General features: G+C 37.1%; 10 protein-coding genes. 5 read left to right on the forward strand and 5 right to left on the reverse strand.

Annotation, left to right across the window (positions count from 1 at the left end):
- Positions 1 to 328 precede the first annotated feature (328 nt).
- A complete protein-coding gene (locus tag B9Y84_RS13340) occupies positions 329 to 4,672 on the forward strand; it encodes a T9SS type A sorting domain-containing protein (protein ID WP_085517878.1) in 4,344 nt (1,447 codons plus the stop codon).
- A 248-nt stretch (positions 4,673 to 4,920) separates the two neighbouring features.
- Here the strand turns inward: B9Y84_RS13340 and porU2 are convergent, their stop codons facing one another.
- Positions 4,921 to 9,924, reverse strand: a complete 5,004-nt coding sequence (gene porU2 / locus B9Y84_RS13345; RefSeq protein ID WP_085517879.1) for a putative type IX secretion system sortase PorU2 — start codon at positions 9,922 to 9,924, stop codon at positions 4,921 to 4,923.
- Complete coding sequence (locus tag B9Y84_RS13350; RefSeq protein WP_085517880.1) at positions 9,911 to 10,987, reverse strand: putative type IX sorting system protein PorV2; 1,077 nt, start codon at positions 10,985 to 10,987, stop codon at positions 9,911 to 9,913. Before B9Y84_RS13350 ends, porU2 begins: the two co-directional genes overlap by 14 nt.
- Before the next feature lie 365 nt (positions 10,988 to 11,352).
- Between B9Y84_RS13350 and B9Y84_RS13355 the strand changes: the two genes are divergently transcribed.
- The 4 genes from B9Y84_RS13355 (at position 11,353) to B9Y84_RS13370 (ending at position 17,331) form a co-directional block, all read left to right on the forward strand.
- Positions 11,353 to 11,727, forward strand: a complete 375-nt coding sequence (locus tag B9Y84_RS13355; protein ID WP_085517881.1) for a PadR family transcriptional regulator — start codon at positions 11,353 to 11,355, stop codon at positions 11,725 to 11,727.
- 53 nt (positions 11,728 to 11,780) lie between these two features.
- A complete protein-coding gene (locus B9Y84_RS13360) occupies positions 11,781 to 14,273 on the forward strand; it encodes a PspC domain-containing protein (protein WP_085517882.1) in 2,493 nt (830 codons plus the stop codon).
- Between the two features lie 105 nt (positions 14,274 to 14,378).
- A complete protein-coding gene (locus B9Y84_RS13365) occupies positions 14,379 to 15,758 on the forward strand; it encodes an MBL fold metallo-hydrolase RNA specificity domain-containing protein (protein ID WP_085517883.1) in 1,380 nt (459 codons plus the stop codon).
- Positions 15,759 to 15,921: 163 nt separating this feature from the next.
- The gene (locus B9Y84_RS13370) at positions 15,922 to 17,331 is read left to right on the forward strand and encodes an MBL fold metallo-hydrolase (RefSeq protein ID WP_085517884.1); all 1,410 of its coding nucleotides are present in this window, start codon (positions 15,922 to 15,924) and stop codon (positions 17,329 to 17,331) included.
- 119 nt (positions 17,332 to 17,450) lie between these two features.
- On the opposite strand, the gene B9Y84_RS13375 is transcribed toward B9Y84_RS13370, so the two are convergent.
- From B9Y84_RS13375 to B9Y84_RS13385, 3 genes are read right to left on the reverse strand one after another with little or no spacing between them, the layout of a single operon-like run.
- Positions 17,451 to 18,185 (reverse strand): LytR/AlgR family response regulator transcription factor, encoded by a 735-nt coding sequence (locus B9Y84_RS13375; protein ID WP_085517885.1) that lies wholly within the window; start codon positions 18,183 to 18,185, stop codon positions 17,451 to 17,453.
- On the reverse strand, positions 18,182 to 19,222 hold the full coding sequence (locus B9Y84_RS13380; protein ID WP_085517886.1) for a sensor histidine kinase: 1,041 nt from the start codon (positions 19,220 to 19,222) through the stop codon (positions 18,182 to 18,184). The genes B9Y84_RS13375 and B9Y84_RS13380 overlap by 4 nt, the downstream gene beginning before the upstream one ends.
- Positions 19,223 to 19,230: 8 nt before the next feature.
- Positions 19,231 to 19,974 (reverse strand): LiaF transmembrane domain-containing protein, encoded by a 744-nt coding sequence (locus B9Y84_RS13385; RefSeq protein ID WP_085517887.1) that lies wholly within the window; start codon positions 19,972 to 19,974, stop codon positions 19,231 to 19,233.
- Positions 19,975 to 20,035: the final 61 nt, after the last annotated feature.

Genomic DNA, 20,035 nt, shown 5'->3' on the forward strand with positions numbered 1-20,035 from the left:
ATAGTTGCTAGAAAGCTTCGATTATTTATATAAGGAGTATCATTCTATCAAACTAAGTGAAATCCTTTCCTTTGCAATATATTAAATCTATTGAATACTGTTCAACTTTTTAGGCTAAGGCAACTATCAAAGACAGAAAAACAACTCCTAAAAACCTAATTACTTGCAAAGAAGCCGTCCATGTAAGACTTTACCTAAGTTTTAATTATATAATAAGGTAATATTTTTTTATCTTCATGCTTACAAAAGTATAACTTATAGAAGCAAAAAGACGCTTCGTAGAAAAAGAAGAAATTAAACGATTCTAAAATTTACATTTATTGAACATATGAAAACACTGAAATTATTTTTACTGTTGCTTTTAAGCTCAATTTCGGCCATGGCTCAAATAAACTTTAAGCAGGTTCTCCCACCCGCCCCAGCTCCTCAGATTATCCCAGTATTTTCTGAAGTAGATCAGGGATCGATTGCATATGCAGATGTTGACGGTATCAATGGGCTTGATGTTTTAGTTACAGGAAGCAATAATGCAGATGAGCCTATAGCCAAACTTTATATCAATGATGGAAGTGGCAACTACTCTGAAAAGATCGGTACTCCTTTCGTAGGGGTAACACAAGGATCAGTAGCTTTTGCCGATATTGACTTAAATGGAACACAAGATGTACTTATAACCGGATTTGATGGTACTAATCGCATAGCAAAACTATACACTAATGATGGCAACGCCAATTTCATCGATGAGGGAAGTATCGCTATTTTTGGAGTAGCACAAAGTGCTATTACTTTTGCTGATTTCGATGGACAAAATGGCCCTGATGTTTTAGTCACTGGTATAAGTGCAGGGGGAAACCAGACAAAAAGTCTTTACATCAATGATGGAGACGGAAATTTCAGCAATGTAAACGCAGCGAATATCGCAGTTTTAGCTGCAGTAAATAGAGGAGCCGTTGATGCCGCTGACATTGATGGCGATGGTGATGTAGACTTAGTGATTACAGGAGATGAAAACTTGTCAAATGCACCTGTAACTGAAATTTATCTGAACGATGGAAATGCGGATTTCACCAAACTCACTGGTACCACTTTTGTGGGTGTGGAAGATAGTGATGTTGCATTCGCTGATTTGAATGGAGATAACACTCATGATTTATTGATTTCAGGCTTCAATAGTTCAGGTAACCCCATAACTAAACTATACACTAATGAGATAGTAAGTGGAAATGCTACCTTTACAGAAATGTCTACAACTATCGATGCCTTAGGATTCAGCTCTTTTGCGATTGCCGATGTCGATGGTCAAAACGGGTCAGATGTACTACTAACAGGTTCTTCTACAGGCGGTAGCTCCCCTGTTAGCAAACTTTATATCAATGATGGAGCTGGAAATTTTACTTTAGAAAGTGGAACAGCTTTTACAAATGTGTTTAGAGGCGCTGTGGCCCTTTTAGACCTAGATGGCGATAATGATCAAGACTTGGTAATCTCAGGTCGTAAAAGTGATGGAAATCCTATCACTGAAATATTTGGTAATGACGGTGCTGGAGCATTTACATTAGCCACGGGAACTCCTTTTATTGGAGTTCGCTTAAGTGCAGCAGACTTTGCCGATATCGATGGAAACGGTTCGCAAGACGTCTTAATTACCGGCCGCAACAAGGATAATGTTTCAGTAGCTAAATTGTATACCAACGATGGAAATGGAAGCTTTGTGGAAGTAACAGGTACTCCATTCACTGGAGTTGGAGATAGTGACGTAGCATTTGCAGATGTGGATGGTATAAACGGTCCTGATGTTATAATTACTGGCGTTACCAACCCTTTCCCTTTTAATTATTTAACAAAATTCTACACAAATAATGGAAGTGGTGTTTTTACTGAAGAAACAGGAGCCCCTTTTACAGGTCTTGGATTCGGATCTATTTCGTTTGCAGATGTAGATGGTGTGAATGGTCTAGATGTGGTCATCACAGGTCAAAACAACGCTGCTAGTCCTGTGACTGAACTATATACAAGAGATGGTCTTGGAGATTATTCGGCAGCAGGAACTTTCACCGACATCACGAAAAGCTCAACAGCCTTTGCCGATATGGATGGTGAAAATGGCCCTGACCTTATCATTTCTGGTGAGAATTCTACCGGAACGGAAACCACTGAACTCTACATAAATAATGGAAGCGGTGGCTTTTCGTTAGACACTGGAACTCCTTTTGAACCAGTGAAAAACAGTGCGATTGCAGTTGGAGATGTAGTTGGTAATAGTGGTCTTGATGTATTGATTACTGGAACTGATGGTTCTGGTGATCCTGTAACTAAGCTTTATGCTAATAATGGTACTGTTGGAAATCCTACTTTCACAGAAGTTGGTGGGACTCCCTTCGAAGTTGTAGATAATGGTTCAGTAGCTATTGCAGATATAGATGGAGTGGATGGCAATGATATCATCATTTCAGGAGAAAATAGTTCAGGTGAGTATATCACTAAGCTATATATCAATGATGGAAGTGGTAATTTTACAGAAGTAACCAATTTACCATTTGATGGTGCCTTTCAAGGCAATATATCATTAGCAGATGTGGATAGTGATGGCTTAATAGATGTATTGATTACAGGAAGAAACAATGCTGGTATCAATATCTCTAAATTGTATAGAAACGTAACTGATTTCATTGAGCCTAATATTACTTCAGCACCTACTGCTTCAGTGGAGGAAAACGTAACGAGCAGTTTCTATACAGCCACTGCTGACAAACAGGTAACATTTACTTTAGGCACTTCCAAAGACGAAGAATTTTTCAAAATAAACGGAGGTCAACTCAGTTTTCTAAATGCAGCTGATTTTGAAAACCCACAAGATGCCAATACTGATAATGTGTATTTAATAGATCTAATTGCCACGGACCAAGCTAATAATGTAGTTACAGAGCCAGTAGCTATCACAGTTACTAACGTAGACGATGTTGATCCTACTATCACTTCGGGAGCTACTGCTTCAGTACCTGAAAATACAACAGGCACGATCTATACAGCCACTGCAGACGAAGCTGTTACTTACAGTTTCGGAAGCAGCAAGGATGAAGCATTATTCACCTTATCAACCGATGCTATAAGCTTTACTAGTGCACCAGATTTTGAAACCCCGCTAGATGCCAACGCGGATAATGAATACCTTATAGATTTAATCGCCACGGATAATAATGGCAATTCTTCTACTAAGGAAGTAGCGGTAACTGTAACCGATGTGGTTGAAGCAGGCCCTGTTATCACTTCACCAGCTACTGCAACAGTGGCAGAAAATGTGACGGGCACAGTCTATACTGCCACCGCTGATATAGCTGCCACCTTTAGCTTAGGAGACAGCAAGGATGAAGCGCGATTTAGTATTTCAAATGGAGCCATCAGCTTCGATAGTGCGCCAGACTTTGAAGCACCTTTAGATACCAATGGGGATAATATTTATCTGTTAGATCTGATCGCTACTGATGGTGACGACAACAGCACCACAAAAGCTATAAGCATTACAGTAACAGATGTTGATGAAGGAGGTCCTGTTATCACTTCACCAGCTACCGCAACAGTGGAAGAAAATGTGACGGGCACGGTCTATACTGCCACAGCTGATGTTACTGCAACCTTTAGCTTAGGAGACAGCAAAGATGAAGCGCAATTTAGTATTACAAACGGAGCCATCAGCTTCGATAGTGCGCCAGACTTTGAAACTCCTTTAGATGCCAATGGGGACAATATTTATCTCTTGGATTTGATCGCTACTGATGGGGACGAAAACAGTACCACAAAAGCAATTAGCATTACTGTAACAGATGTTGATGAAGCAGGCCCCGTTATTACTTCACCAGCGACAGCAACAGTAGAAGAAAATGTGACGGGCACAGTCTATACCGCCACAGCTGATGTTACTGCAACCTTTAGCTTGGGAGACAGTAAGGATGAAGCGCAATTTAGTATTTCAAACGGAGTCATCAGCTTCGATAGTGCGCCAGACTTTGAAACTCCTTTAGATGCCAATGGGGACAATATTTACCTCTTGGATTTGATCGCTACTGATGGGGACGAAAATAGTACTACAAAAGCAATTAGCATTACTGTAACTGACGTAGATGAATCAGGACCAACTATCACTTCATCTGCTTCCGTATCAGTAGAAGAAAATGTAACAGGAACGGTCTATACGGCCACTACTGATGTAGCTGCATCATTTAGTTTAGATAGCAATAAAGATGGGGCCTTATTCAACATATCAAGTGATGCCATTAGCTTTAAAACTGCACCTGACTTCGAAGCACCCGCTGATGCTAATGCGGACAATGTGTATCAAGTGGATCTAATTGCTACTAATGGAGAGGGATTCTCTACAACAAAAGCTATTAGCATCACAGTGACAAATGTTGAAGAAGAACCACTTTCTAATTCAGATGAAATACTTGGTAAGATTTATCCTAACCCGGTTCAAAACACTCTATTCATTCAGCCCGTAAATATGTCGAAAGATGCTTTGATCCGAATTACGGATATCGCTGGAAGACTTCAGAAAACCATTAATTATGGTGGATATGAACAGGAGGTAGATGTATCGGATCTTGAGGCTGGCGTTTATATGCTTAAGATCAGCTCAAACGGCAAACAGATGCTGTTGAAGTTTATTAAAGAATAAAATGCAGGACGACACAAAATCATAAAAAAGGCTAGCCAATATTGGCTAGCCTTTTTTATGTACGATGGCAAAGGAAGGTAATGCTCAAGCTCACCTCAAACTCTCTAAATCTCTAATTTGGATAAAATGAGTTAAGAGACAAGTAAAAAGCTCAAAGAACTTAAACTTCTATAACTCTTGAATATTTTATTAGATTCAGCTCAGTTTATACTAAAATCTTTTTGTTTGTTTAGATAGGTCAAAGCCCCTCATCTTAAAATATATAACTTCCCATATCCCTTGGTAAAAGCCTTATCGCCTGCAGTCGCTCTTTGCTCCATGAATGCACCATCCTTCCTGACAAGCACTCGATAGAGATAAACGCCATTTGCCAGTTTGTCGCCAAATTCATCTTTGCCATCCCAGGCGTAATCTGTGATGTTATTTCCAATATGGATAGGGCCAATCTCATCTTGCAAGATTTCTCTGACCACACGGCCGGTCACTGTCAAAATCTGAATTTTAATTTCCTGAGGTAAATCAGTACCCGTTAAGGTAAAAACAAATCGTGTACTGGTGGAAAAAGGATTTGGATAAGGATAAAAGTTGGTAATAGTTGAAGCATTTACTACTTCAAATCGAACTTTATACGGCTCCTCCCCTGCCGAATTTTCACTGGCATCTGTTGCTTGCACACTCAGTTGAAAATTTCCGTCTTCTAGCCCTACCGGTTGATAATTAACAGTAAAAGGGTTGTCCTGACTTGCCGGAATCCACTCTACATTTGAGTTGGAAAAGGATATTCGTTCACTTACACACTCTTCACAGTCTCTTCTCAACTGAATTTCAATTCCAGTCGTATCCGTTTTATTAATTAATCTATTTTCGTCTTTAAGTGTGATCTGAATGTAAGGTCTTGGAGAGACAATATCTCCATCTAAAATGGAGATTCCATCAAATGTGACCTCCACTAAAGGTGGAAGTGAATCCTCTTTTACTATAAATAAACGATTATAGTTTATTAAATTATTAGTAAACCGCTGCTCGGCGGATGCTTTATCTGGATTGAAATTCAAAATTAAATCATTTTCACCTACTTTTCCTCGAGTATCCACTGCAATAGAAAAAGTAGTATCACTTTCTGCTGATAAAGGTGCCATTTGAAAATCTTCATTAAAAAACGATCGGTTTTCTCTGTTGAACAACTGGCGTCTGTAGCTTATTGGTTGATCGAATGGATTAGGTGTTACATTGAAAACTTGAAAACTTTTGGCGTACGTTTCTCCTTCTGCCAATTCGACTGCGGTTTCGTCATTTTCTTCGGCAGGAATCAATACCGCATCAGGAACTTCATCATAAATCACCTGCCAAGCCAATAGCTGCGCTGGTGTTAGATTATCGGGATCTGATAAAGTTACTCTCAACTTTAGTTGGGGATAAAGCTCAGCATCTATAGTTGAAATATCTGATGGGAAATTTGCATCCGAAATCAATAAAGTCTGATTATTAAGGGTGTCAATTCCAAAAATATCTAAGCGGATATTATCAGAAACTTCTACATTAGTAAAATCAGCATTGACCGAAGTCCAAGATTTAGCAGGACCAATAGTTCTGGAAATGACAGTGCCTGATTCAAAGCGTGCAATGAGCTCTTCATTTAAGGTTAAAGTCTGCTCTTTTGTGGGCGTTGCCGATGATTCATCTGCAACAATTTCAGTACCATTACCTGCTCCTGCCCCTTTTCTTCCAAGTAAAATATAAGGCTCTCCATTTTGTAAATTATCTAGTGCAGCCGCTGAGGCCCCTAAGTCTAGTAGCTCCGCTCTATTATTGCCTCTTAAAACATTCCAAGCTACGCTGTCATAAGAAGTTAATAAGACAAAATCATCCTCAGGTAGTTCATCGTAGTACTTCTTAAAATATTGCTCTGGCTGATTTAATTGAGTGTTTCTAATTTGATTGATGACTTGAGGTCTGATCCCGCACGATAAGGGATCCAAGATATCAAAATCTCCATTTGAAAGAATTACAAAAGGAACTGCAGAAGATTTATCAAATGCCACTAAATTGAGCGTATTAACAGCGCAAGGACCTAATTGACTACCAGAAGTAGCGTATTGATTCCCATTAATTCTTATGCTAATAGAGCTATTTTCGCTATTACCGGGTGCTGCTACTTCAAGATTCAAAATATTTTCTTCAAAACTCCATTCATTAGCTATTGTTAAGCCTTCAATATCATTCTGTTGAATTTGATCTTCACTATTTTGTTTCCATCCTTGTTTCAGTGTAGCATCATATACAAAACTAGTGGTGGTCCATTCATCCAACTCTCCTGCTTGTGGATTTGCAAATTTTGACCTCCAATAATAAACTTGCTCATCCTGGTTCATCAAATCAATCTCCCACTTTGCTATAACTCTTGCAGTGATGGTTTCTGATTTCAAAAATGGGCTATCAAAGCTTCTTATGGTATCCAATTGTAAAAGAAAATCTCTGGCCGAGGATTTCAAATCAATAGATTGAGCTGTTAGAGTTAGATTTTGAGTATTAACGATCCCCTCATTGTATGGATATAAATTCAAAGTTGTTCCTAATGATATAAAAAATTCAATTTGTGCTGTATTATTATTTTCATTTATCTCTTCAATATTTCCTGCAGGATCTATAATCACCTCAAAAATATTTTGTCCAAAGCTCTCAGGCCTATCATTAATAACGCTAACTCTGGCAGTATCCTGAAAATGTACAGCTGATACATATTGTGTATCTTGTAAAATAATTTCACTATTAGGCAATGTCCTTTTGATTAAAATACCGATCGAATCTTCATTGGTTATCCCATAGTTTTTAATGATCACATCAATGCCAAATTCAGGAGTTAGTGCATCGATTTCTCCTCCATCCAACGAAACCACTTCCAAGGATTCATCCGTTATTTCATAATCGGGATTTTCAGCAGGAAAAAGTCTGTAAGCAGGATCACACATCAAATTCATTTGCTGCGCTTGCGATAGATATAAAGGTGCTGGATTGCTGCCAAAAATAGACAGGTAATGATTAGTGATTTCTCTATGAACAAGCCCAATTGGCTTACTTATCAAACTAGAATCACCGTAGGCTTTTGCATAAAAAACATCGCTATAACGTTTTAATTCATTGGAAAACCCTAAATATGAATGAGCTAAAACACCAGTTGCACCTTTATTTGCGGTATTTACCCAGTTCTCTCCGAAGGTATCAGCACTTTTGGCTATTTGGTAAAAAGCACCAGCATCACAGCCATTAATTAATATAAATGGGTATTTACCTTGATTATTGTAGCCTAAACTCTCATCAGATACTTGCCCTATGTCAATATCTGCAGTATTGGGACTGGAGTGTCCAAAAAATGTAATAAGATTTAATCCCTGATTGACTTGATCAGCAACATTAATAAACTCGACTACTTGAGTGGTTTCTTTCGTCAGGTTAGAAAAATCCCCACCTATATACGGACTGGTTTCGAAATCAGCAAACTCATTTATATAGTTGATAAATCGATTGACTTCGAAAAAAGAGATCCCTCCACTTAAATTTAAAAAATGCTTTCTCCTTAAATCATCAAAGGGTTTAGATTCCATCTCTTTTATTTTATCGAGATAGTTCGCCACAATTTGACTATTGTGTGCATTTAAACGCCCAAATGATATAGATGCCCTATTATTTTCCGAAAGGTTAAAACCATAAAGAATATCAGAACCGGGAGAGCCAGCAGTGGGGACAAATTCTCGATATAAATTATCGGTAAGCTCCGTTCTTCGATGGTAGTCATGATACCAGTTCATTCCCTTACCCATAAGAAAGACCATTTCAGTCTTGGTATTCTGTACTAAAAATTCCGTAAATCGATAAATAGCCAAGGGAGAGATTTCGCCATAGTTAAATTGATTGTAAAGCCTCAAAACGTCTACAGTCAAGGTGTCGTAACCTCCGCCCTGCACAGATGCTCTGTAGGTGGTATATGCCCTCACTGGGTTAGTATATTCACCACTTGCTTTCATTAATTCAGCATGACTAATCACTACATAATCCGGATCGACATTATTTAAATTTCTGAAAGTAATTTTTTCTATTTTTGGACTAATAAAGTTCTGATTTTGAAGATATAGTTCAGTTTCATTAAAGGTATTTTCAATCACTGTATTGATTTCTGCCCCTATTCTGTTGGTACTCAAAAATTCAGGTTCATTAAAATTGTCGATTCGATATAGTCTTGCAGTGCTGTTGGTATTGAGAAACCTTAAAAAAGAAGATCCAGTAGGATTCTCATTTAAGATAAATCGATTTCCTGCTTCATTGTCAACATTGGTTGTTCTTTGATAATCCAATTTTATGTAAGAAGCAGAAATTCTATCCGGCCCTTCAGCCTGAGGGTTAAGACGAACCACTAAACTTCCATTATTATTTACATCAGTCCATTCTAAATCTATATTGAAAACCTGAAATTCGTAATTATCAAAATTAACTATACCAACTGCTCGTAAATTACTCTCTGTTGGACCAACCAATATCTCCGTTTGATGCGGTCGCATATTTCTACCTTGAATTAATACTTCTAGATTAGGAACCGGTGATGACTGATTTATTTGCCTTATGTTGCTTACAGTGAAATTTGTAGCATTTGTAAAAGCAGACCCTGTCCAAGCTTCACCTAAATCAAAAGCAGAATTGTAGATATCATCTTGTGGATTATAGCGCTGACCTCTGTCTCCATTATTAGTAAAAAGTTGTAATATCGATTGTTGAACAGATTCCTCCTCTGGCAGATTCTGTGTATTATTAATGATATTTCTTTCGATCATTCTTTTACCTAAAGTGCCATCAGACCTCCACGTCAAGAAATAAGCAGTGGTATCTGAAAAAAGATTATAAAACTGATGAGGCTGGTGATTAGGATCTTGATAAAGGGGAGTATCAGAAACTCCATCGTTCGATTTGCCCAAAAATTGAATGGCATCTCCTTGATCAATCCTGCCATCATTTTGCCCAACTATCCTAATAGCAATTTCCTGCCCTCTATGATACATTCTTATTGCTCGGGCATCTATTGTTGATAAAGGAACACCTACTTCCAATAGATCATTATAATCTAATTCAAAAGCAGCATTAGTCCCTACTGAAATTTTAAAATACGATTGATTGAAATTTATCCAAGACTGAGGGTTCTGTGCCCAAAGAGTATGACAAAAAATGTAAAGCGATATGAAAAATAAAATGCTATTTTTTCGCATTCCAATTAAAAATCATAGTGAATACATGAGAATAAAGTGATTCAGAACTATTTCCTAAATCAGTAAAGGCGTAATCAATTTGAAGTGCTTTATATTTAAAACCTACTCCAATATTAGCTTGCCCATTCCATCGTTCACTTCCATTAAAATTCTTTATTTTTTGAAGATTATTTCCTCCAAATCTTAAAAAAGCCATATTATCGTAAGCTAACTCAAGCCCAGCTCTAGGATCTATAGAGAATTGATCTTCGCTGATATAGGTATTTCGTTGACCATCGAAAGTGGCGTCAAAATTTACCTCCGCCATAAGGGAAAATTTATAAGGCAATTCTTGTGTGTATGCTGTTCCAAATACTAATCGTGGAACAGCCATTTCGGTTGTATTTTCAGGAATTTCATTATTGGTTTGCGTATAAATATCTTCAATAAGAGTTATATTATGATACCAGGTGGTAAAGGTGCCAGTCACGTCTCTAGCTACTAAAGCAACATCCAAGTTCTTCCATTTATAGTGAGTGCCTAAATCAAAACCAAAACCCCAAGCTTTAGCAAACTCCCCGACAGTTCTATGAATCACTTTTGCATTAGCGCCAAATGATAATCCATCCAAAAATTTTAAATCACGCGCATACGAAAACTGGAAAGCGTAATCAGCTGCGGAGAAGAAACGGATGTTATCATAATTTAAAGCTCCATTTGCATCATAAAGATAGCGAGTATCTGGTATATCATCCACTCCAAACCTGATCAAAGAAAAGCCCATTTTACTATCTGCATCTATAGAAGTTGCAAAGCCAATATAGTCGTAAGCAGCAATTCCAGCAAAGTATTCAGCATGCATTAAATCTAGCGAGTGATCAGATTTCAAGCTTGTTAATTTCGCTGGATTCCAATATCCAGCTGAAGCCCCGTCAACAGAGGCAACTGTTGCACCGCCTAAAGCAAAAGCGCGAGCTCCCACTCCTATTGCCAGAAACTCATTGGCATATTTCGGCTTGGACACTTGTGCTGAAAGCTCAAATGAAAGTACCAGAAACAAAAAAATGGAAAGCAGTTTTTGCATTAATTCAGTCTAACTTAAACAATTATCAAAATTAATAAATATCCTATTAAAAAATTGTCTTCAACGATCATTTCTAATAGTTTCTTAAATTAATCAAATTATCCTAAGGTAGAAATTTAGAGCTGTTCATAATCGTACGCTTTCCTCAAAAAATTGACCTCTAACGTACAAATCTATCTAAAATAGAAATGCTGGCATCTAGCTCCTGAAAAATAAAAAGTTTTACTCACTGCATTTAAACGTACATTTTTAGCATCATTGACTCTCTATCTTTCATTTTTGATTTTAAATGGTATTAATCTTGGCATAGTATGAAAAGGATTGGTATAGCAGCCAATAATTAATCATCATTAAAGGATAATTCTATGATAGCAGAAAAGATAAAAACACAATTACGGACTGGGGTTCTGGAATATTGTGTGATGCAGATTTTAAGAAGAGGAGAAGTATATGCCTCTGACATTATTGACGAATTACTGGAAGTAGACCTCATCAAAGTTGAAGGAATTATATATCCACTTTTGATGCGATTAAAACAAGAAAATTTAGTTCAATATGAATGGAGCGAAGCCCAAAGTGGCTTGCCTAAAAAACAGTATCAATTAACTGATAGTGGGCAAAATACCATTAAGGCATTGGATGAAACTTGGATTGAGATTAATAAATCAGCCAAAAAAATCAAAAAAAAGACTGATGAGCAATTAAAAGTAGCCAAGCAAGAATCTCAAGAAGGTAACTAAATGGCTCAACATTTCTCATTAACATTAATCTAAAAAATCTTAATTTTAAAGCAATGAAAAAGAATATAAGTATAAATATAGGAGGCATAATATTCCATATAGAGGAAGATGGCTTTGACAAGCTTAAAAACTATCTGGATGCCATCAACCGCTATTTTTCTGATTTCAAAGACAGTCAGGAAATCATCAGCGATATTGAAAATCGTATAGCTGAAATCTTCCTAGCCAAACTAAAAGATGACAAACAAGTCATTGAACTAGAAGATGTGAACGCTCTAATGGTTGCTTTAGGTAGTATAGAAGACTTCCAAAAAGCAGAAGCAACTGAAGAAGCATATGAGGAAAAAACAGAAGAAAGCTACAAAACTCAACAGCCAAGCGGAACCAAAAAATTATATAGAGACACTAAGCGATATATTTTCGGGGGTGTTGCCGCTGGTTTGGGGCATTACTTTAATATCGATGTATTATGGGTCAGATTACTGTTCATTCTAGGCTTTTTGGGATTATTTCCATTACATCCTACCTCAGCAATTATTTTGATTGCCTATATCGTTATGTGGATATTCTTGCCTGCGAATCCTAATTTGAAAGAGGATGAAAAGATCAAGAAACTATATAGAAGTCAAGAAAATAAAGTAATTGGAGGTGTTGCTCGCGGTTTAGCAGCTTATTTTGGAACAGATGTAGCAGTTATCAGAGTATTGTTTGTATTACTACTGATTCCTGGTGGTGCTGGTCTGATTATATACTTAGTACTTTGGTTTATTACACCAACCGCCAAAACTGTGACCGAGAAAATGCAAATGGAGGGAACTCCTATAACGCTCAGCAATATTGAGAAGAATATTAAAAGCAGTTTGAAGGTTGAGAATGGTGAGGAAACTACTTTAGTAAAAATCTTATTATTTCCCTTTAGATTAATCGCTATCGTTTTAAATGGACTAGCTAAAGCGCTAGGTCCCATATTGAATTTCATTGTAGAAGCTGCAAGAATAATTTTAGGAATTGTACTCAGTTTATTGGGTCTAGCACTAGGTGTTACGTTTATTATTTTACTATTCGTATCGCAAGGAATATGGTTTGAATCAGCTAATATCAATTTCTTTGATATCCCGAATGAATTAATAGCCAATACATTTTCATTGGAACTAGTGCTCATTAGCTTCTTGTTTTTAATCATTCCTGCCCTTTTCATCATGGTATCTGGAATCAGCGTAATGGCTCGTAAGTGGTTGATGAACAGAACCGTTGCTTTTTCATTATTAGCTGTTTGGTTCTTGAGTTTAATAGGTGCTGCCATCCTAATTCCAACTACAGCTATGAATTTCAGAAATGATGGAGAAGTTGTAGAAACTTATGAATATGAACTGCAAGATAAGATTGCAGTTCTTACGCTCAATGAAGTAGGCTTTGAAGACTATGATGTTACCAATCTAAAAATTAGAGGATATGAAGGCGATAAGATTAAATTAGAAAAACGGTATAAAGCTCAAGGCAGTAGCAGAATTGATGCAGAGAAAAATGCAAAAATGACATATCATAATGTGGCATTGAAAAATGATAGCATTCTACACTTTGATTCAAATATTCGCTTCCTGGAAAATGCAGCCTTTAGAGCGCAAAGTCTTAATATGATTCTTTATGTTCCTTATGGTCAAGAATTTGAGATGGATCGAAAAATGCGCCACATTTTACGAAATACCATCTATATTAATGGCTACACAGTTGGGCAAATTCATAACAATCGTTGGACTTTTGAAGAAAATGAAGGTTTGAATTGTTTGACTTGTACAGAAAAAAAATCAGAGAGTAGTAGTAACATTATTTCTAATCGGACAGAGTCAGATCGGTTTTTTGCCACACCCTTCGACTTTGAAAGTGACGCCTATGTGCGAACTTATGACATTGTTGATTTTAGTAAAGTTTCAGCTGCCACCGGCATCTTTGTTGAAATCAGACAAGGAAACGGTTATGACTTCCAATTAGTGGCAGACGAACAGGAAGATCTACAAGACGTCCGCTTTGAGGTGAAAAATGAAAGGCTCAAGATCTACTTTGAAAGTGAGGAATGGGATTGGAATTTATTCTCTCCTGATACTTGGGATTGGGAAGGCAGTTTACCCAAGGTAAAATGCATCATCACAATGCCCAAGCTAGAGGAGCTAGAGTTATCTTCTGCTGCTCAAACGCACTTATTAGGTTTTAAAGGGGATAAGTTGAACATTCAAATTGGGTCTGCTGCCAGACTTTATGCAGATGTCAATTACAATGATTTAAACTTAGATGTATCCAGCGCTTCAAAGGTAAAAATCAAAGGTAGAGCTGATAATATGAATTTAGATATCAGTAGTGCCGCCAGATTAGAGGGCTTTGATTTGATCGTTAGAAATGCAGAAGTGGATGCTTCCAGTGCTTCTAAAGCAGAAGTTCATGTTACTGCTTATCTCGATGCAAGTGCCAGCAGTGCAGCAAAAGTAACCTACCAAGGACGCCCTCGCTTAGAAAGTAATAGCAGTAGTGGGGCAAAAGTATCTGCTGACTAAAACACTCTAATTTCAAGCCATGCTTTTTGGGCATGGCTTGAAATAAATCTAATAGCACTGTAATTCTACTATTTTTTTGCATCTTAGATGGCATAACAATTTTCTATGGATGTAAGAGTGAAATTTCTAGGTGGAGCACAGTCAGTAACAGGCTCAAAATTTCTATTGGAGGTTGATAATTATCGATTATTGATAGATTGCGGGCTATTCCAAGGGCTGAAGAAATTGAGACTGCGAAATTGGGAAGAATTTCCAATTGATGTAAATGAAATTGATGCAATAATTCTAACCCATGCCCATTTAGATCATTCGGGTTACGTCCCAAGATTGGTGAAACAAGGTTATAAGAAAAATGTCTATTGCACAGAAGGAACAGCTGATCTCTTGGAAATAATGTGGATGGACTCAGCCAAGCTACAGGAGGAAGAAGCTGAATTCGCAAAGCAAAAAGGCTATTCTAAACACAAAAATCCTTTGGCACTTTACGGTCAAAAAGATGCAGAAGCATCCTTAAAGACTATCATTCCAAAATCATTTGAAAAATCATTTGACCTTACAGAAAACATCCAAGTAAAGTTTTACCCTGCTGGTCATATCTTAGGCGCAGCTTCTGTAGAAATAATCTTACAAGGAGATAATCAAAGAAAAAACATCATCTTCAGTGGAGATTTAGGACGGAATTCTGATCCTGTACTCTTCCCTCCTACTTTATTCAAGCATGCAGATGTGGTATTTTTGGAATCCACATATGGCGATCGACTAAATGATGTTGCTAAAGTTCAAGATGAGCTTAAAAAGCATATTTTAGAACATATGAATGATGGCGTTATCATGATTCCGGCTTTTACTGTCGGTAGAACCCAGAACCTTCTATTCTACGTGCATGAGTTGATGAAAACTGGTCAAATACCACATTTACCTGTCTACATAGATAGTCCAATGGCCATCAGTGTTACACATTTGTATAAGAAATATACCGAACAACACCGCTTAGAAGATAAAAGCATTTTTGAAGACAAAAACTTCCATTATGTAAGGGAGCATCAACATTCAAAAGCACTAGATGAGTTAAAAGATCGAGCGATCATTATTTCTGCTAGCGGAATGCTCACCGGGGGCAGAATATTAAGCCATCTATTTAAAAGGCTGGGAAATGAAAACGACCTACTTTTAATGGTTGGATTTCAAGCGGTCGGTACACGTGGGAGGGATATTCTAGAAGGCAAAGAAAGCGTGAAAATTTATGGCGAGGAAGTTCCTATTAAATGTAACTTTACTAAAATAGACGGGCTATCAGCTCATGCAGATCAAACAGAACTCCTTGATTGGTACGCTACATTTGTGGATGCTTTAAAACTCACATTCTTGGTTCATGGAGAGCCAGAAGCAATGGATGTCCTGAAAACTAAACTGGAGGAACAAGGTGCCAAGAATGTTTTTATTCCTGATTATATGGAATCATTTGAATTATTTTCTGGTATTTAGCTCTAATGCTTTCGCCATTTATTTATGCTGAAAAACACTAATTATGTGATAAAAATCATAGATATTACTGATTGAAATCATTGGTCTCAAAAAAAGTAATAAATGTTACTAACATACTGATTATCAGTTCGTAATATTATATATAATAAAATTTTGAAAAGCCATGAAAATCGAACAAATCTACACTGGATGCCTAGCTCACGCAGCATATTATATCGAAAATAATGGAGAAGCCGCAATTTTCGATCCTTTACGAGAAGTACAGTCCTACATTGACAGAGCCAACAAAGATAAAGCAAAAATCAAGTATGTCTTTGAAACGCACTTTCATGCAGACTTTGTCAGTGGTCATTTAGACCTAGCAAAAAAAACAGGTGCAACAATAGTTTATGGGCCTACAGCTAAACCAGAGTTTGAAGCCTATGTGGCAGCAGATAAAGATATCTTTGAAGTTGGGAATTGTAAAGTAAAAGTATTGCATACCCCTGGTCACACAATGGAAAGTACCACCTACTTGCTAATAGATGAAAAAGGACATGATCATGGTATCATTACAGGAGACACCTTGTTTATTGGAGATGTAGGCCGACCAGATCTAGCACAACATGTTGCAGAAGATCTAACAGAGGAAAAATTAGCAGGATTGCTGTATGATTCATTGCATGAGAAAATCCTTCCTTTAGATGACCATCTGATCGTATATCCTAATCATGGTGCTGGCAGTGCTTGCGGCAAAATGATGAGTAAAGAAACAAAAGATACTTTAGGTCATCAAAAAGCAACCAACTACGCCCTACAACCGATGGAAAAAGCTGAATTCATTGAAAAATTATTGACAGGATTGACTTCTCCCCCTGGCTATTTTCCAAAAAATGTAATGATGAATATTAAAGGATATGAAGCCCTTGATACTGTACTTTCCAAAGCAAAAAGACCTTTGAGCCCAGCAGCTTTTGAGGCAGCAGCTAACGAAACAGGCGCATTAGTTTTGGATACGAGAAGTTCAGAAGATTTCGCTAAAGGTTTTATCCCTAACAGCATTAATATTAGTCTAGACGGAAGTTTTGCCATGTGGGTAGGAGAAATGATCCCTGACATAAAGCAAAAAATACTTTTAGTATCAGAAGAAGGGACAGAAGAACAAGCAATGATTAGACTTTCGCGGGTTGGCTACGATCACACCATTGGTTATCTTGATAGAGGTTTTAATAGTTGGAAATATGCTCATAAAGAGATAGATAAAATAAATCGCATTGATGCTAAAGAATTAGACAGAAAAATGAATAGTTCTCCCATTATCATAGATGTCAGAAAGAAAAGTGAATATGACGCTGAACATGTTATCGGAGCAATTAATATTCCGCTCAACCAAATAAATCAACATCTAGCGCAATTACCTAAAGACAAACCCTTTATTTTACATTGTGAGGGTGGTTACAGAAGCATGTTGGCAGGTTCGATTTTAAAAGCCAGAGGCTGGGACAATTTTGTTGATGTTAGTGACGGTTTTAAGGGAATAAAGGAAACCAATATTCGAGTATCCGAATATGTTTCCCCTACTACTTTACTTTAATCTAATATTATTAGAATTCTAATGGCAGGTGGCTAACCTGCCATTATGTATTATAAAAAGTCCAGGAGGACATTTAAACCAATACAGTTTTCGCCACGGAGTAATCAAAAAGTACTAGATTATATTCCCAAAGCGCTCTTCAATTTAGGATATCCCGTTTTGCTAACAGGAATCTGCTCACCGCATTTCAAAATCAGAATATGACTATCTTTTTTGTATACTTCTATTTTCGTGATTTCTGAAATTTTCACTAAATAAGAACGATGAACCCGTACAAAAACTGTAGAATCAAGATGCTTTTCAAAATAGCTTAATGTTTTATTTTTGAGAAATTTACCTTCTTGAGCATAGATATTAACATAATCATCATTGGCCTCTAAGTAGTTGATTTCTTCAGTTGGAAGAATCTTGATATCATTTCTATCTTTCAAAACCACCCTACTTAAATATTCCTTTATCGGGGAGGATTCATTATCTAGCAATTCCTTTATATTTTGAGCTAAGCCACTCTGTCGATATTTTTCTATGGCTTTATCAAATCGCTCCTGGGAAAAAGGCTTAAGCAAATAATCTATGGCATTTACTTCAAAAGCTTTAAGGGCGTATTCATCAAAAGCAGTAGTAAATATTACAGCAGGAATATTCTCCACTAACTCAAGCATTTCAAACCCATTTATTTTAGGCATTTGGACATCTAAAAAGATAAGATCTGGTTCGTATTTCTGAATAGCTTTTAGCCCTTCAAATCCGTCATGACAAACTGATACTAAGTCAAAATCCTTATGCCCAGCCAAAAACTCTTGGACTAATCCAGCTGCCAATGGTTCATCATCAATTATTATAGTTTTTATCATGCTAGCTGAGGAATTAAAAGTTCAACTGAGAATTCGGATTCATTTGAATTAGTTTTTAATAAGTCATAGCGACCAAAAATAAGAAAAAGCCTTCTATTGACCGCCTCCAATCCGAAACCTGCTCCTTTCGCTTGCCCTGCTTTTCGATCGAAAGGATTACGTACCACTACTTGGAGATTTTTACCTCTTTTTTGAAACTGAATGGCAATACTCACTTCCCCCGTTAAGCCATAAAGGCCATGCTTGATTGCATTTTCCACCAATGGTTGTATCATTAAATGTGGTAGTTTTAAATCACTGATGTCTTGATCAATCGAAAAATCAACGTTCAAGCGATGTCCAAAACGCACTTTTTCTATGTTTGTGAATAGCTTTAAAAAGTCAATCTCTTCTTTAACAGCAATCCATTTGCTCGACTCTGTTCCAATGGTTCCTCTAAGGAAATCAGACAACTGTAAAACCATCTGTCTCGCTTGATCTGGTTGTGATCTAACTAATGCACTTATAGAATTTAAGCTATTGAATAGAAAATGAGGCTGTAATTGCTGGCGGAGCTGATACAATTCGGCTTCTTTGGCCATCTGTTGCATTTTCACCTCCCTTTCTTCTACTTCTGACTGCTCCTCGATTTTTCCTTGAAAATTTAACATCAGTGAATAAGAGGTGAATATTAGAAAGAGTATGAAACCACGTACTGCAAAGCTATCTGAAATAAAATTATCATCTTTCATGCTGCCGGGCAACACCCAATTGAATAATAAATCTCCAGCATACAGCACAATTACGGTCAGTATGAATGGTAAAAAGAATACTAAAAAAAAATTGCTTTTACTAGGAAGATAAAACCTAAATATGTTCTCAAGGAGCATAAACCCCAGCAATACCATCAGCGTGTATGCTGTAGCATCAATTAAGCCAGAAGAGAGACTTAGCCCGTACTGCACCAGCAAGATCGTGCATAAGCTAATCCAAAGTATTAAAATACCGATCAGCTTGATCCACGCATTTTCTTGTTGCCTAATGTATTGCAAAAACATCGTTAAATTTAGTAGGATTTGAATTCTAATCCTCCAAAACTAACAGAACCTTTGATATACAAAATTTTTCTATCTGCACCATCTCCTGATGGAAAGGCTCTCTTATCTTCAATTCCAGAAAAAACATTGCTTACATCAGCTTGAATCTCCCAGTGAGGTGGAATTATCAATTTGAGTCCACCGAAGATTACCTCCACATCTAGGACAGCACTTTCATGTATTTCAGCTTTCGATAAATCAATATCTGCTCCCCCAAAGGCAGTAGTAATTTTACCTCCTTTAAAATCCTTCGAAATCAACCTCCTTTGAACGGATGCAAATACTGCTTCTGCTTTGATATAATCGCTCTCCACAATCTTAGCATCAGAAACACCGATATTCTCAGTAAAAGTCTCTTCCGATTCTCCAGTGCTATTACCAATCTTAGAAGATCTTCTGCTTACAATCAGGTACAAACCGACAATTATTATCCCAGCCGGAAGCAGCAAGTCATAATACTCTGTAGGAATTAGATTCTCACGTCTAATCAAGAAAAAACTACCTACCAATAGCATGATAATACCGAAACTATTTTTCAGCCCGTGGCGGACAATGGAGAAAATCCCCACTCCAATCAAAATGAATGGCCAACTAAAAATCCAGCTGAACTCAATAATATCCATTCTGTCCAATAATAATATACTTCCGATGACTAATAAGAGTAGTCCAAAAGAGAAGTTGTTTTTGCCTTTGTATCTTTCCTTGTTTTCCATGTTTGTTAATGAGTGCTTTAAATGATAAAACAAACATACTATCCTAAAGAATTACATACTG

It is taken from the genome of Marivirga sericea (assembly GCF_900177665.1).
In the GTDB taxonomy this organism is placed as follows: Bacteria; Bacteroidota; Bacteroidia; order Cytophagales; family Cyclobacteriaceae; genus Marivirga; species Marivirga sericea.